General features: G+C 59.7%; 15 protein-coding genes. 3 read left to right on the top strand and 12 right to left on the bottom strand.

The genetic code is table 11. The features are described 5' to 3' along the window. Window position 1: 1 nt before the first annotated feature. The 5 genes from APH41_RS05180 to ppc all read right to left on the bottom strand — a co-directional run bounded on the left by APH41_RS05180 (window position 2) and on the right by ppc (window position 5,675). The gene (locus APH41_RS05180) at window positions 2–862 is read right to left on the bottom strand and encodes a DUF72 domain-containing protein (protein WP_038449171.1); all 861 of its coding nucleotides are present in this window, start codon (window positions 860–862) and stop codon (window positions 2–4) included. Beyond that, complete coding sequence (locus tag APH41_RS05175) at window positions 862–1,164, bottom strand: hypothetical protein (RefSeq protein WP_034126521.1); 303 nt, start codon at window positions 1,162–1,164, stop codon at window positions 862–864. The genes APH41_RS05180 and APH41_RS05175 overlap by 1 nt, the downstream gene beginning before the upstream one ends. A 160-nt stretch (window positions 1,165–1,324) precedes the next feature. Then, window positions 1,325–2,011: a tRNA (adenosine(37)-N6)-threonylcarbamoyltransferase complex dimerization subunit type 1 TsaB gene (gene tsaB / locus APH41_RS05170; protein ID WP_034126520.1), complete on the bottom strand. Its 687-nt coding sequence runs from the start codon at window positions 2,009–2,011 to the stop codon at window positions 1,325–1,327. 90 nt (window positions 2,012–2,101) lie between these two features. After that, the gene (adk, locus tag APH41_RS05165) at window positions 2,102–2,749 is read right to left on the bottom strand and encodes an adenylate kinase (RefSeq protein WP_003189104.1); all 648 of its coding nucleotides are present in this window, start codon (window positions 2,747–2,749) and stop codon (window positions 2,102–2,104) included. Between the two features lie 280 nt (window positions 2,750–3,029). After that, window positions 3,030–5,675, bottom strand: a complete 2,646-nt coding sequence (gene ppc / locus APH41_RS05160; RefSeq protein ID WP_034126519.1) for a phosphoenolpyruvate carboxylase — start codon at window positions 5,673–5,675, stop codon at window positions 3,030–3,032. A 197-nt stretch (window positions 5,676–5,872) separates the two neighbouring features. Here ppc and APH41_RS05155 point away from each other — a divergent pair, with 197 nt between their 5' ends. From APH41_RS05155 to APH41_RS05145, 3 genes are all read left to right on the top strand, one after another. After that, window positions 5,873–6,217, top strand: coding sequence for a hypothetical protein (locus APH41_RS05155; RefSeq protein WP_054917830.1), 345 nt, complete (start codon window positions 5,873–5,875; stop codon window positions 6,215–6,217). Between the two features lie 283 nt (window positions 6,218–6,500). Beyond that, complete coding sequence (locus APH41_RS05150; RefSeq protein WP_034126517.1) at window positions 6,501–6,926, top strand: DUF4398 domain-containing protein; 426 nt, start codon at window positions 6,501–6,503, stop codon at window positions 6,924–6,926. 56 nt (window positions 6,927–6,982) lie between these two features. Next, window positions 6,983–7,768 carry an OmpA family protein gene (locus APH41_RS05145; protein ID WP_054917827.1) on the top strand — a complete coding sequence of 262 codons (786 nt, stop codon included), beginning with the start codon at window positions 6,983–6,985 and terminating at the stop codon, window positions 7,766–7,768. A gap of 292 nt (window positions 7,769–8,060) precedes the next feature. Here APH41_RS05145 and APH41_RS05135 read toward each other — a convergent pair whose 3' ends face one another. From APH41_RS05135 to APH41_RS05105, 7 genes are all read right to left on the bottom strand, one after another. After that, window positions 8,061–8,381 (bottom strand): hypothetical protein, encoded by a 321-nt coding sequence (locus tag APH41_RS05135; RefSeq protein ID WP_054897116.1) that lies wholly within the window; start codon window positions 8,379–8,381, stop codon window positions 8,061–8,063. A 109-nt stretch (window positions 8,382–8,490) separates the two neighbouring features. After that, on the bottom strand, window positions 8,491–8,817 hold the full coding sequence (locus tag APH41_RS05130) for a hypothetical protein (protein ID WP_054917825.1): 327 nt from the start codon (window positions 8,815–8,817) through the stop codon (window positions 8,491–8,493). Then, window positions 8,814–9,719, bottom strand: coding sequence for an alpha/beta hydrolase (locus tag APH41_RS05125; protein WP_054917823.1), 906 nt, complete (start codon window positions 9,717–9,719; stop codon window positions 8,814–8,816). The genes APH41_RS05130 and APH41_RS05125 overlap by 4 nt, the downstream gene beginning before the upstream one ends. A gap of 154 nt (window positions 9,720–9,873) precedes the next feature. Further along, a complete protein-coding gene (locus tag APH41_RS05120; RefSeq protein ID WP_014717201.1) occupies window positions 9,874–11,151 on the bottom strand; it encodes a flavohemoglobin expression-modulating QEGLA motif protein in 1,278 nt (425 codons plus the stop codon). A gap of 128 nt (window positions 11,152–11,279) precedes the next feature. Continuing rightward, window positions 11,280–11,996, bottom strand: coding sequence for a TetR/AcrR family transcriptional regulator (locus tag APH41_RS05115; protein WP_106117928.1), 717 nt, complete (start codon window positions 11,994–11,996; stop codon window positions 11,280–11,282). Window positions 11,997–12,139: 143 nt separating this feature from the next. Further along, window positions 12,140–13,642, bottom strand: a complete 1,503-nt coding sequence (gene lysS / locus APH41_RS05110; protein WP_054917821.1) for a lysine--tRNA ligase — start codon at window positions 13,640–13,642, stop codon at window positions 12,140–12,142. Between the two features lie 79 nt (window positions 13,643–13,721). Then, window positions 13,722–14,112 (bottom strand): peptide chain release factor-like protein (locus APH41_RS05105; protein ID WP_305728893.1); only part of this gene is annotated, 391 nt, incomplete at its 5' end.

Here is a 14,112-nt window from a genome sequence, read left to right as displayed (position 1 = left end):
CTCAAAGTAGTCCGAGCTGCTCCGCCACGGGTTCTCGATGCAAGGCAGGCAGCGGCGGTAGCCCTGGCAGGCGCACCATCAGCTTGGCGTGGAAGCGCAGCGCCAGTTGTGCCGCGAGACGATTGTCCGAGGTGTGCAGGAACATATAGGGCGTGCGGCCCTCTTCGATCCAACTGGCGATCTTTTCCACCCAGGGAATCAGGAACGGGTCATTGGCCTCAAGGTCCGGATGCCCGATAAAGCGCACCTGGGGAAACTGCGTCAGGGCCGCTGGGCGCGGTGGCACCCGGGGCTTTTTGGACTGGGCATGCAGCACCGCTTCGGAGGTAGAGGTACAACTGAACAGGGCACGTGGATCGAGGCAGATGCGCTCGACACCGCGATCGCGCAACAGGCGGTTGAGCATGCGCTCAGCATCACCCTTGGCGAAGAACTGTTCATGACGCACCTCCACGGCCAGCGGCCGATCAATGCCATCGAGAAATCCAGCCAGCTCCGCCAGGCGTGGCGGCGTAAAGCTCTTCGAGAGCTGCAGCCACAGCGGTGAAACGCGCTCACCCAAAGGGCTCATCAAGCCGACAAAACTTTCTGCCGCCGGCAACTGTTCACGCAAATCGCCAGCATGGCTGATATCGCCGGGAAATTTGGCGGTGAAGCGAAAATCATCAGGCATGATTTCGGCCCAGCGCTGCACAGTGGCGGCCGAGGGGCGAGCATAAAAAGTGGTATTGCCCTCAACGGCGTTGAAGACCTGGGAATAGAGCCCGAGGTAATCGCTGGAACGTGCCTCAACGGGATACAGGTACTCGCGCCAGGCGTTTTCACTCCAGGACGGGCAGCCGATGTAATAAGGCAAACGCATCAGATATGGATATCGAGACCCAGCACTTCCATATCCCATTCGACAAAGCCGGCGGTGGTCAGGTAGCTGGCCAAGGCGGTGGCAACGCTTTTGCTCATGGAACGGGGAAAGACCATGTCTTGCTGACGGGCAGGAACGCCGCTTATGCGTGCGCTCGAGGCGCCTTGAGCTTTGGAAGGCGTATCGGTGTGTACTTCGATGAAGTCCGGTGAATCCTCGACGGACTCGTCTACCGTCACGCTCGCCTTGCGCGGCTTACGCTTGAGGGGGTACGACTGTGAGGAAAAACCGTCTATACGCATACATGCAGACTCGGTATCAATGATGGCAATTTAGCGGCACTTTCCATGGCGCGCAAATGCTCTGGTGATAACTAGAACACATAATTTGTAAAAGGTTTAAAAACCCAGGCAAATTCTGACGATTGGCGAAATTTGCCGCGTAACACCCACATTTTTGGCGTCAAATAATCCCGCGTTCGGCCTTGGTCTGCGCGACTTTATCGCGCAGGTACACCGGTGCTGCCTGGTCCGCCGCAATCGCCTCGCCGCGCTCGAATGCGAAACGTGCCAACGCCAGCAGGTCTTCGGCGTGTGGCAACATCGCTGCGTCCTGCTCGGCACAGGTCACCTTGATGCGTTCGCCATAACCCCAGCCCGTGCCGGCACCGAACCAATCGCCGCTGGCGTCAGCGGGCAACTGCGCCGCTTCGGGGGCCAGCACCGCTTCCGCACCGACCAGGCGCATTTCGCCTGCGGTCTCACGGTAGCAACCCCAGTAAACCTCATCCATGCGCGCATCAATTGCCGCTGCCACTTGCGACGCCCCGTGCTCACGCAACGCGCGCTGGGCCAGTACCGCCAGGTTGGACACCGGCAACACCGGGCGCTCCAGCGCAAAGGCCAGGCCCTGCACCACGCCGATGGCGATGCGCACGCCAGTGAATGCACCGGGGCCACGGCCGAACGCGATGGCATCCACCGCCGCTAGGGTGGTCCCGGCGTCTTCAAGCAATTGCTTGATCATCGGCAACAATTTCTGCGCGTGCAGGCGCGGGATCACCTCGTAGTGGCTCGTGACCTTGCCATCGTGCAGCAAGGCAACGGAGCAAGCTTCAGTCGCGGTGTCCAGGGCCAGCAGGGTACTCATCGGTGTGGGTGTCCAAGTCGGAAAAAAGTGCGCCAGTATAAACAACAACGACCCGCAAGCGGGCCGTTGTCTGTGCCGCTGATCAAGGGATCAGCTCAGTGCTTGCAGCACCTTGGCGGTGATGGCCTCTACCGAGCCCACACCAGGGATGTGGCTGTATTTCGGCTTGCCTTGGGCTGCGGACAGCTTCTGGTAGAAGTCCACCAGGGGCTTGGTCTGGGAATGGTAGACCGACAGGCGATGACGCACGGTTTCTTCGGTGTCGTCTTTACGCTGCACCAGGTCTTCGCCGGTGACATCGTCCTTGCCTTCCACTTTCGGCGGGTTGTAGACGATGTGGTACACGCGGCCAGAGCCTTCGTGAACACGACGGCCAGCGATACGCTGGACGATCTCTTCGTCTTCAACCGCGATTTCGACCACGGCGTCCAACTCCACGCCCGCCTTCACCAAGGCTTCAGCCTGGGGAATGGTGCGTGGGAAGCCGTCGAACAGGAAACCGTTCTTGCAGTCTTCCTGGCTGATGCGTTCCTTGACCAGGTTGATGATCAGGTCATCGGAGACCAGGCCGCCGCTGTCCATCACGCTCTTGGCGATCAGGCCCAGTTCGGTGCCAGCCTTGACGGCCGCACGCAGCATGTCGCCGGTGGAGATTTGTGGAATGCCGAATTTTTCAGTGATGAACTTTGCCTGAGTACCTTTACCGGCCCCGGGAGCTCCCAGCAGAATGACGCGCATCGATGTGCTCCTCAATTTTTTATAGAGATGACGCTCGGATTCGCCGCGTGGGGCCAATCTCGTAAAAATGTGGTTCTAGGCCGATCAAACGGCCAAAGGCTGATCAAGATACACAGCGGGCCCTCACCATACAAGCCGCCAAAAGTCGGAGAAACCCGCGCCGCACATGCGTCAGCGCCAGGGTGTGCCTGAGCGCAACCCACCCTCTCAAACGACGACCGCCCGTTTCCGGGCGGTCGTCGCGGTTTATCCGCAAGCCATTGAGTACACGCAAAAAACCTCAGCCGGTGTTGCGCAAACCGGCCGCGATACCGGCCACGGACACCAGCAGCGCCTGTTCCAGAGGGCTGTCTTGGGCAGCCTCCTGCTGACGGGAACGTGCCAGCAACTCGGCCTGCAACAGGTGCAAGGGGTCGAGGTAGGTGTTGCGCAGGCGGATGAACTCCAGGGTGTCGGGGCTATGGGCCAGCAGCTGCGACTGGCCGGTCAGGCCAAGCACCACGTCACACGCCTGCGACAATAGGTCGCGTAAGTGCGCACCCAATGCCAGCAGGTCCGGCTGCACCAGGCGCTCATCATAAAGACGGGCGATATCGGCATCGGCCTTGGCCAGGACCATTTCCAGCATGTCGATGCGCGTGCGAAAGAACGGCCACTGCTCGCGCATCTGCCCCAGCAATTGACCTTCACCGCGCTCCAGCGCCTTGCTCAGTGCCGCTTCCCAGCCGAGCCAGGCGGGCAGCATCAGGCGCGTCTGGGTCCAGCCAAAGATCCATGGGATGGCGCGCAAGCTCTCAATCCCGCCCGCACGACGCTTGGCCGGGCGACTGCCCAAAGGCAAACGGCCCAACTCCTGCTCCGGCGTGGACTGGCGGAAGTACTCGACGAACTGCGGATTTTCCCGCACCACGGCACGGTATGCGCTGACACCGTCTGCCGCCAGTTCGTCCATCAGATGACGCCAGGCAGGCTCGGGAGGCGGCGGCGGTAACAGGGTCGCTTCCAGTACCGCGGCCAGGTAGAGATTGAGGTTCTGCTCAGCGATATCCGGCAGGCCGAATTTGAAGCGAATCATCTCTCCCTGCTCAGTGGTGCGGAACCGCCCCGCTACCGAGCCCGGTGGCTGCGACAGGATGGCAGCGTGCGCCGGGCCACCGCCACGACCAACAGTGCCGCCGCGACCGTGGAACAACAACAGCTCCACCTGTTGCTCGCGGCAGATGTCCACCAGGCGCTCCTGGGCGCGGTACTGTGCCCAGGCGGCTGCCGTGGTGCCGGCGTCCTTGGCCGAGTCCGAGTAGCCAATCATCACTTCCTGCGGGCCCTGCAAGCGCGCGCGGTAACCCGGTAGTTGCAACAGGCGCTCCATCACCGGCCCGGCGTTGTCCAGGTCGGCCAGGGTCTCGAACAATGGCACTACGCGCATTGGCCGCTGTACACCGGATTCCTTCAACAGCAGTTGCACCGCCAGCACATCCGACGCGGCGCCGGCCATGGAGATGACATACGAACCTAATGATGCGGCTGGTGCGGCGGCGATTTCCTTGCAGGTATTGAGCACCTCGGCAGTGTCCGCCGAGGGTTTGAAGTAACCCGGCAGCAATGGCCGCCGATTGGTCAGTTCCTGGGTGAGGAAGCTGATACGCGCATCCTCATCCCAGTCCTCATAACGCCCCAGGCCCAGGTAATCGGTGATTTCGGTCATGGCCGCCGAGTGACGGCTGGAGTCCTGGCGCACATCCAAGCGCACCAGGAACAGGCCGAACGTCACGGCACGGCGCAGGCAGTCGAGCAGCGGGCCATCGGCGATCACGCCCATGCCGCATTCGTGCAGGGACTGGTAGCACAGTTGTAGCGGGTCCAGCAGGTCGCGGTTGTTCTGCAACACCTCGGCCGGCGCCGGGGTGGTGCTGGTCAACGAGGTGTGGGCCCACTGGCGCGTGGCGCGCAGGCGTTCACGCAGTTGCTTTAGCAAGGCACGATAAGGTTCGACGCTGTCGCCGACTTTGGCTTGCAACGCCGGGCTGGCCTGTTGCATCGACAGCTCGGAGGCCAGCTGATCAATGTCACGCAGATACAAATCCGCCGCCATCCAGCGCGCCAGCAACAGCACTTCGCGCGTGACCGGCGCGGTGACGTTCGGGTTGCCGTCACGGTCGCCACCCATCCACGAAGCAAAGCGAATCGGCGCAGCCTCCAGGGGCAGGCGCAGGCCGGTGGCGGCGTGCAGGGCCTGGTCGGCCTTGCGCAGGTAATTGGGGATGGCGTGCCACAGCGAATGCTCGATCACCGCAAAGCCCCATTTGGCTTCGTCCACCGGGGTGGGCCGCACCCGACGGATTTCTTCGGTGTGCCAGGCTTCGGCGATCAAGCGTTGCAAGCGCTCGCGAATCTGCTCGCGCTCGGCGGTGGTGAGGTCGCGGTGATCCTGCAAGGCCAGTTGCGCAGCAATGGCATCGTATTTCTGGATCAGCGTGCGGCGGGCCACTTCGGTGGGGTGGGCGGTGAGCACCAGCTCGATGTCCAGCCGCGCCAACTGCCGGGCCAGGGATTCATTGCTGTGACCTTCGCTTTGCAGACGGGCCAGCAACTCCGGCAAAACCCGGGATTCGAACGGCGCGGGTTGCGATTCATCGCGCCGATGAATCAATTGATATTGTTCGGCAATGTTGGCCAGGTTGAGGAACTGGTTGAAGGCTCGGGCCACCGGCAGCAGTTCGTCCTCCTGCAACTGGTTGAGGCTGGCGCTCAACTCATCGCCAGCGGCTTTCTCTGAAACGGCTCCGCGACGGTCGGCCTTGGCGCCTTTGCGGATCTGCTCGATCTTCTCGAGGAAAGCCTCGCCGTACTGCTCTCGAATGGTGTTGCCCAACAGCTCACCCAGCAGGTGAACATCCTCACGCAAGCGTGCATCGATATCACTCATCAGCCAATCTCCAGCCAGAAATCCGGGACGCGCAGGTGCTTCAGAGTGCCGCCGACGTCGGTTTCTGACAAGGCCGAACGCAAACGACTTTAAACCTTGGCGCTTGCAGCTAGTCTCAACGGTGAGTCGCCGCGTCATCCGCGCAGGCGGCTGGTCGCTCATCACCGCCTGCCATCGCAGGCTTTATTGAGGTAGCCATGAAAATTCGAGAACTGGCCCAGCATTGGGAAGAAACCGCCAAGGGTCGTTTGACCAAGTCTGAATACGCCATTCATCTGGATGTAGAAGCCGCTGCACGGCTGGCGGCCATTGCCGAAATGTACCCCAAGCGCCATGTCGAAGAACTGCTCGGCGAGTTGATCGGTGCCGCCCTTGAAGAGCTGGAAGCCAGCTTTCCCTACATCCAGGGCCAGCAGGTAATTGCCACCGACGAAGAGGGTGACCCGTTGTATGAAGACGTCGGCCCCACGCCACGCTTTCTTACTTTATCCCGTCGCCACCTACATGATTTGTCGGCCGGCACTGACGAACAAAAACACTGATAAACATTTATTGACGTCAATTAAACCCACGTATTCCGGGCCTTTTACAGGCCCGGAGGTACCGCCGCACGCCGCGAAAGTTCCATTTTTCAAACACTGACCAATCAGTCAGATATTTTTTTAGGCAAATCGCCATATCCGCTGAACTTTTGAAAAAAGCCTCCGGTCACAGCCAGTAGCCATCACTTGTGGAACGGTCGTTTGAACGGACGCCATGTGCTTTACCGACGGGCCCGAAATCGATACGCCCCGATGGATTTTGATGTTTTTCAGGAGTTATCCAATGGAGTTGAAGACGATGAACACCAGCACTGCCAAATCCTCGTTTAACCACCTGCGCGGGCTCAAATTGGCCGCGCTGGCAATCGGCACCAGCTTCGTTCTGGCTGGCTGCGCCGGCAACCCTCCAACCGAGCAGTACGCCGTAACCCAATCGGCCGTCAACAGCGCAGTCAGCGCCGGCGGTACCGAGTATGCGGCGGTGGAAATGAAGTCGGCCCAGGACAAGCTCAAAGAAGCTGAGATTGCCATGCACGACAAGAACTACGACAAGGCTCGCCAATTGGCTGAACAAGCCGAGTGGGATGCCCGCGTCGCTGAGCGTAAGGCCCAGGCTGCCAAGGCTCAACAGGCTGTGAAGGATTCCCAGAAGGCTGTTGAAGAACTGCGTAAGGAAGGCATGCGCCCAGCTGCAATCATGCAGAAGTAAGCCGCAGCCCCTTGACTGCATCGCACCTGATATCGAATTGAAAGGACGACACGACTATGCGTAAACAATTGATGATCCCTGCCCTGCTGGCGATGAGCGTTGCCTTGGCGGCCTGCTCCACCCCGCCGAACGCGAACCTGGAAAATGCGCGGACCAATTTCTCGTCCCTGCAAACCAACCCGCAAGCCACCAAGCTGGCGGCGCTGGAAACCAAAGACGCCAGCGAATGGCTGGACAAGGCTGACAAGGCCTACCGCGACAAGGAAGACGAGAAGAAAGTCGACCAGTTGGCCTACCTGACCAACCAGCGCGTTGAAGTGGCCAAGAACACCATCGTCCTGCGCGAATCCGAGGCCAAGCTGAAAAACGCTGGTGACGAACGTGCCCGCGCCCTGCTGGACGCTCGTGACGCACAAATCAAGCAACTGCAAAACAGCTTGAACGCCAAACAAACCGATCGCGGCACCCTGGTGACTTTCGGTGACGTGCTGTTCGCCACCAACAAGTCCGATCTGAAATCCAGCGGCCTGGTGAACATCACCAAGCTGGCTCAGTTCCTGCGCGATAACCCAGACCGTAAAGTGATCGTCGAAGGCTATACCGACAGCACCGGTTCCGACTCGTACAACCAGAGCCTGTCTGAGCGTCGTGCCGCTTCTGTTCAGCGTGCACTGGCTCAACAAGGCGTGGATATCTCGCGTATCGTGACCCAGGGTTATGGCAAGGAATACCCGGTTGCCGATAACGGCAGCGTCTCCGGCCGCGCCATGAACCGTCGCGTGGAAGTGACCATCTCCAACGACAACCAGCCGGTCAAGCCACGGTCTTCCGTTGCTAACTGATTGATGCTGGATAAAAAACCCACCTTACGGTGGGTTTTTTTTGGGTTCGTCGAACCCGACTGGACGATGTGTATCTTCGAGCGGCATTTCTATCTTCGCGCTCGATAGCTTGTCCATCAGTTGGCTAAGCTCATGCGTCTGGGCAACTTTGCGCTCCAGTTCTTCATGCCCTCTCGCCATGTTCAACATATTGCGTATCGCAGCAATAGTAATCGCCACTGTCTCGGCCCCAATCTTTATGAGTCATGACGCTTTTGTGGCTTCTGACGCAAGACGGTTCCCGTTATTCATGTTACTGCTGGAAATCAATGGAAATCTTTGCGCTACCTTCGCCACCAGGCTTGCTGCCTTCGCCATCAGCGCCTTTACCCTCTTGGCCTTCCATAGCTTTAAGCTTTTCCTCGAGTTCTTTCAGCAGTTTTTTAAGGTCATCCACAGCGCCTCCCGAACCGCCGCCGCCCTCTGAACCACCGGCACCTTGAGATTGCATCTGACCTATTTGCTTCTTCAGATCCTCAATCTCTTTCTTGAGGCTGCCTACGTCACCGGATTGTTGACCTGCATCTTGAGCGCCAAAACCACCTTGGGAAGGACCAACTCCACTTATAGACATATGTGACTCCAAATCAAGTTAAAGAGTTAACCGAATCAGCGTTGCTGCTCGGTCCCAAATCAGTGGCAACTCACTCAAAATGGTTCCAGCTTTCCCCGCACTGCCTGTCCTACTGCTCCAATTTCGGCGTTTCTTGACCTATACAACGCACGGCCTGCTTCTTGTTGTTCACCAGCACGCCGCTCAAGCCTTTCTGCTCGGTATCAAACATCACCAACACGCCGTCAACACACTGCGCCACTTGCGCGGCCGGGGTCAGGGAGACTTTGTAATCTTCGCCCGGTATGGTCTTGAGCATGGTGAAATCGCTGAGCAGCAACGCATCTTCCGGCTTGGCGAAGTGCAGATAGCCGTAGTACCACAGGCAGCCAACGGTGCCGATGATGGTACCGATGCCGGTGAGGATCAGCGGGATCATGTTGCGTTCTTCGCTCATTGCGGGCTCTCTGATGAGTCAACTTTAGGAATAGGGTAATTCGGGATTTCCCCCAGGCGGCGCAAGCCGTTGAAGTGCAGCGGGTCGTCCAGATAACGCAGCATGACGGTCTGCCAGGTTTTGTCGGCAAAGGTCTGCACATGGCCGCCACGGGTCAGTTGCAACACCCTGGGCGGTGGCGCCGCTTGATACAGGCGGATGCCATTGGCCACCGGCACGATCGGGTCATCCAGGCTGTGGAACAGCAGCTTGGGCACGCCGGTCAACCGGGGCATGGCATTGATCGCACTGTCGGCGTCGGGCACCAGCCACGACAGCGGCACCTGCAACGGCCAGGTTAACCAGGAAGTGCTCAGGGCGAATTGTCCTACGTCACGATAACTGGCAGGCACGCCATCCAATACCAAGGCTTTTAGTTGGGCTTGACGCTCCGGGTGGGCTGCCAGGTAATGCACCGCCAGTGCACCGCCCAGGCTTTGGCCGAGAATAACCAACGGTTGCCCCTGGGTTTCAGGCGCCTTGTCGATCCAGCCGAAGGCGGCGTCGATATCCTGGTAGATCGCCGGCAACGACGGCTTGCCTTCCGACAGCCCATAGCCGCGATAGTCCAGCAACAGCACTTGATAACCCTGCTCCGGCAACCACCAACTGCCCCCCAGGTGCCAGGCGAGGTTGCCGCCGTTGCCGTGCAAATGCAGGACTGTGCCCTTGAGCGGGACACCGGGTTTTGCCGGCAGCCACCAGGCGTGCAGTTTCACGCCATCTGCGGTGGTGAGCGTGACGTCGCGGTATTGCAGGTGGGCTTTTTCCGGTGTGAAGGGTAGGCCGGGCTCGGGGTAGAACAGCAAGGAGCTGCAGCCGTTCAATGTGAGTAGCAGGCATAAAATGCCGAGGATTCTCATCCGTTGAAACCTCGCGAAAGTTCTGAAGACCAGTAAAGATCAAATGTGGGAGCTGGCTTGCCTGCGATAGCGGTCTATCAGTGACTGAGTGCTGGCTGACCCAGCGCTATCGCAGGTAAGCCAGCTTCCACATTTTTTGATTCGGTTTCGTCAGTTACAGGATATTGGAGTAATCCGCCTCGATCCGGTCCAGGCTCAAGTGGTTGAGGAAGTTGGAGAAGCACATCCAGGCCGCCAGCGCGTTCATGTCACGAAACTGCTCCGGTAGGTACTTGGGCGGCACCACCAGGCCTTCGTCGACCAACTGGCGCAGGGTACGCATGTCTTCAAGGGTGGTCTTGCCGCAGAACAGCAGCGGCACTTGCTCCAGCTTGCCTTTGCGCACGGCGAGCTGGATGTAGTTGTAGACCATGATAAAGCCCTTGAGGTAGGACAAATCCTTGGTAAATGGCAGGCCGGTGGGCACCGAACCACGAAATACCCGGCTGGCATTCCCATAGCTTTCGGCCATTTCAAAGCCTTGCTCGCGGAAGAACTCGAATACCTGCAGGAAGTCGGCGCCCTCCTCCACCATATGGATGGCGCGGGTCCGGTTGGTGAGTTTGCGCAGGCGGCTGGGGTAGGAGGCAAACGTGATGATTTCCATCAGGATCGCCAGGCCTTCCTGGGTGACGGTGGACGACGGCGGGCCCTTGGACAGAAACGTGCAGATCGGCTGGTTCTGGCCGTTAAGGGTGGTGCCCACATGCACCAACCCTTCATGCACTTCGAGGGCGCGCACGTCGCGGTCATTGAACATCGCATCGGCGCGGATCTTGATGTAGTCGGCGCCCGCTGCCGCATCGGCGACGATGCCGTCGGACTCGAACACGCGGATGGTCTCTTCGGCTTCGCCAAACACCTTGTTCAGGCGCGTTTGCAGCAGGCTGACCGCGTCCTTGGCGGTGAGGGTCTTGGCTTCGTCCTTGAGGTCACCCCGGCCATCGATGTTGTTCAGGTAGTCGGAGAGCATCAGGCCAAGGTCGGCCAGGGTCGGGTCGCCGGCGTGGAACGCATCGGAGGCGGCGCCGTAAAGCTCTTGGGAAATCAGACCGAAGTCCTCGGTGCCGCGCGCTTCAAGCATGCGCACCACCATGCGGTATTCACGGCACATGCGCCGCATGATCTGCCCCACCGGACTGAATTGCCCAAGGCGACGGGTGATGTCGCGCTCGATGTTCTGAAACTCCAGCTTCACCGCACTGGAATCGAACGACAGCGGCCGGTTCAGGTAGTAATCACGGTCTACGGCAGGCATCGCCTTGCCCTTGGCCTTGAGAAATCCCTGACGAATGTTCTCGTCCCATTTCACCGCATCAAGGACGCGGATCGGTGTTTGCGCCAGCACAATGCGATCGGACAAGGTGCGTATCGTCTGCTGGTAATCGTCCACCCGGTGCTTCCTCTTTAAACGTTATTGGCCCACGCGCAGTTAGCGCACGGCTTCACATCTGAGCAGCAGGCCCATCAGAGGTAGGAGCTGGCTTGCCTGCCCCCACCCAAAGCAGATTGCGCACAGGGCTAGGCCGAGGCCAATACCAGGTGCATGTGACGCTTGAGGATTTCAAGCATCTCGTCACCCGTCAAAGGCTCTGCGCCGCCCAACAGGCCCTGATATTCCATCCGACTGATGATAGCCGTCAACACCTTGGCATCCTGCTGTGGCTCACGGGAACCCAATACCTGGAAAAACTGCCCGGTGCCCTGCAACAGGATCTGTTGGTGGGAGCGTACCAGTTCGGCCAGGCGCGGGTTGAGCAGGGCTTCCTGGCGAAAAGCCTGCTCGGCCATCAGGTATTCGCGGCGGTTGGTCAGCTGGCGCAGCACATAGTCGGCGGTCAGGCGGGCGATATCATCGGCCAGTTGCGAGCGCGACTGCGGGCTGCCGTCACCATAGGCGACCATCTCGCGCAACAGGCCTTCGTTGCGCACCCACAGCTTGCCCATGAAAGCGGCGCTGCGCTCCACGTATTGGGCGAAGGTGTCGGTGAGCAGGTCGTCGATGTCTTTGAAGTAATAGGTGGTGGCCGACAGCGGCACCCCCGCCTCTGCCGCCACTGCCCGATGACGTACGGCCCGCACGCCATCGCGCACGACGATACGCATGGCCGCATCGAGAATGTCTTGCCGGCGCTGCTCGCTGCCCCGCCGACTGGCCTTGCGGCCCTGGTACTGAACACTTTCAGCCACGGCAGCAGCAATGCCGGCGGCACCTTCTTGAGCCATTATGCGGTTCACCACACTTCTTCCTTTAGAGGTGACGCGGAGCGTCACAGAGTGCACTCCCACGCGGAGCGTGGGAACGATCAATGACGAGCACCACTTGAACAGGCCACATAAAAAAGCCGCCTTATAAAAGGCGGCTTCGGATTTCGCTACGGTTACGCTTGTGGCCGCATGTGCGGGAACAGGATCACGTCGCGGATCGACGGCGAGTTGGTCAACAACATCACCAGACGGTCAATGCCGATACCTTCACCGGCAGTCGGCGGCATGCCGTACTCCAGGGCCCGAACGAAGTCGGCATCGTAGTGCATGGCTTCGTCGTCACCGGCGTCCTTGTCGGCCACCTGGGCCATGAAGCGCTCGGCCTGGTCTTCCGCATCGTTAAGCTCGGAATAGGCGTTGGCGATTTCGCGGCCACCGATGAACAGCTCGAAACGGTCGGTGACGTTCGGGTCGTCGTCGTTGCGACGGGCCAGCGGCGACACTTCGAACGGGTATTGGGTAATGAAGTGCGGCTGTTCCAGCTTGTGCTCCACCAGTTCTTCGAAAATCATCACCTGCAGCTTGCCCAGGCCTTCGAAGCCCAGCACCTTGGCGCCGGCTTTCTTGGCAATGGCACGGGCCTTGTCGATGTCGTTGAGGTCGTCAGCGGTCAGCTCGGGGTTGTACTTGAGGATCGAGTCGAACACCGACAAGCGCACGAATGGCTCGCCGAAGTGGAACACCTTGTCGCCGTACGGCACGTCTGTGCTGCCCAGCACCAGCTGTGCCAGCTCGCGGAACAGCTCTTCGGTCAGGTCCATGTTGTCTTCGTAGTCGGCGTAGGCCTGGTAGAACTCCAACATGGTGAATTCAGGGTTGTGACGGGTCGAGACGCCTTCGTTACGGAAGTTGCGGTTGATCTCGAACACCTTTTCAAAGCCGCCAACAACAAGCCGCTTGAGGTACAGCTCAGGCGCAATACGCAGGAACATTTCCATGTCCAGCGCGTTGTGGTGGGTCTCGAACGGCTTGGCTGCGGCACCACCCGGGATGGTCTGCAGCATCGGGGTTTCCACTTCCAGGAAGTCACGCTGCATCAGGAAGCTGCGGATGTGAGCAATGACTTGCGAGCGTACGCGGAAGGTCTGGCGCACGTCTTCGTTGACGATCAGGTCAACGTAGCGCTGGCGATAGCGCTGTTCGGTGTCGGTCAGGCCGTGGTGCTTGTCTGGCAGCGGGCGCAGGGACTTGGTCAGCAGGCGTACATTGGTCATCTCGACGTACAGGTCGCCCTTGCCGGAACGGGCCAGGGTGCCTTCGGCGGCGATGATGTCGCCCATGTCCCAGGTTTTCACCGAGGCCAGGGTTTCTTCGGACAGGGTCTTGCGGTTGACGTAGACCTGGATGCGACCGGTCATGTCCTGGATCACCATGAACGAGCCACGGTTGAGCATGATGCGACCTGCCACCTTGACCGGGATCGCAGCCTCTGCCAGTTCTTCCTTGGTCTTGTCCGCGTATTGCTTCTGCAAGGCATCGCAGTAGTTGTCGCGACGGAAGTCGTTGGGGAAGGCGTTACCCTTGGCGCGCTCGGCAGCAAGCTTTTCCTTGCGCAGGGCGATCAGGGAGTTTTCTTCCTGTTGCAGGGCTTGCGGGTCGAGTTGTTGGTCGCTCATGTCTTTAAATATTCCATCAGGTTCGTTGCCCCCAGCCTTCGGCGGGGGATCGCGGGCAAGCCCGCTCCCACAGAGGGTATTAGAGGCCGGATTTCAGGCTGGCTTCCAGGTATTCGTCGATATCGCCGTCGAGTACCTTGTCGCAGTCGCTGCGTTCGATGTTAGTGCGCAGATCCTTGATCCGCGAGGCGTCGAGCACGTACGAACGGATCTGGTGACCCCAGCCGATATCCGACTTGGTGTCTTCCAGCGCCTGGGAAGCGGCGTTGCGCTTCTGCATTTCCTGCTCGTACAACTTGGCCCGCAGCATTTTCATGGCGGTGTCCTTGTTGGCGTGCTGGGAACGTTCGTTCTGGCAACTGACCACGGTGTTGGTCGGTACGTGGGTGATACGTACGGCCGAGTCAGTGGTGTTTACGTGCTGACCACCGGCGCCGGAGGAACGGTAGGTGTCGATCCGCAGGTCGGCC

This window comes from Pseudomonas sp. NBRC 111138, assembly GCF_001320835.1.
GTDB classification, from domain to species: domain Bacteria; phylum Pseudomonadota; class Gammaproteobacteria; order Pseudomonadales; family Pseudomonadaceae; genus Aquipseudomonas; species Aquipseudomonas paracarnis.
The sequence above is the reverse complement of the archived record's forward strand: the minus strand, read 5'-3'. Positions and strand labels throughout refer to the sequence as shown.

Bases quoted from the DNA above. Each gene is read 5' to 3' on its own strand.
- APH41_RS05180 (WP_038449171.1), bottom strand. From the start codon at position 862: ATGCGTTTGCCTTATTACATCGGCTGCCCGTCCTGGAGTGAAAACGCC.
- APH41_RS05175 (WP_034126521.1), bottom strand. From the start codon at position 1,164: ATGCGTATAGACGGTTTTTCCTCACAGTCGTACCCCCTCAAGCGTAAG.
- tsaB (WP_034126520.1), bottom strand. From the start codon at position 2,011: ATGAGTACCCTGCTGGCCCTGGACACCGCGACTGAAGCTTGCTCCGTT.
- adk (WP_003189104.1), bottom strand. From the start codon at position 2,749: ATGCGCGTCATTCTGCTGGGAGCTCCCGGGGCCGGTAAAGGTACTCAG.
- ppc (WP_034126519.1), bottom strand. From the start codon at position 5,675: ATGAGTGATATCGATGCACGCTTGCGTGAGGATGTTCACCTGCTGGGT.
- APH41_RS05155 (WP_054917830.1), top strand. From the start codon at position 5,873: ATGAAAATTCGAGAACTGGCCCAGCATTGGGAAGAAACCGCCAAGGGT.
- APH41_RS05150 (WP_034126517.1), top strand. From the start codon at position 6,501: ATGGAGTTGAAGACGATGAACACCAGCACTGCCAAATCCTCGTTTAAC.
- APH41_RS05145 (WP_054917827.1), top strand. From the start codon at position 6,983: ATGCGTAAACAATTGATGATCCCTGCCCTGCTGGCGATGAGCGTTGCC.
- APH41_RS05135 (WP_054897116.1), bottom strand. From the start codon at position 8,381: ATGTCTATAAGTGGAGTTGGTCCTTCCCAAGGTGGTTTTGGCGCTCAA.
- APH41_RS05130 (WP_054917825.1), bottom strand. From the start codon at position 8,817: ATGAGCGAAGAACGCAACATGATCCCGCTGATCCTCACCGGCATCGGT.
- APH41_RS05125 (WP_054917823.1), bottom strand. From the start codon at position 9,719: ATGAGAATCCTCGGCATTTTATGCCTGCTACTCACATTGAACGGCTGC.
- lysS (WP_054917821.1), bottom strand. From the start codon at position 13,642: ATGAGCGACCAACAACTCGACCCGCAAGCCCTGCAACAGGAAGAAAAC.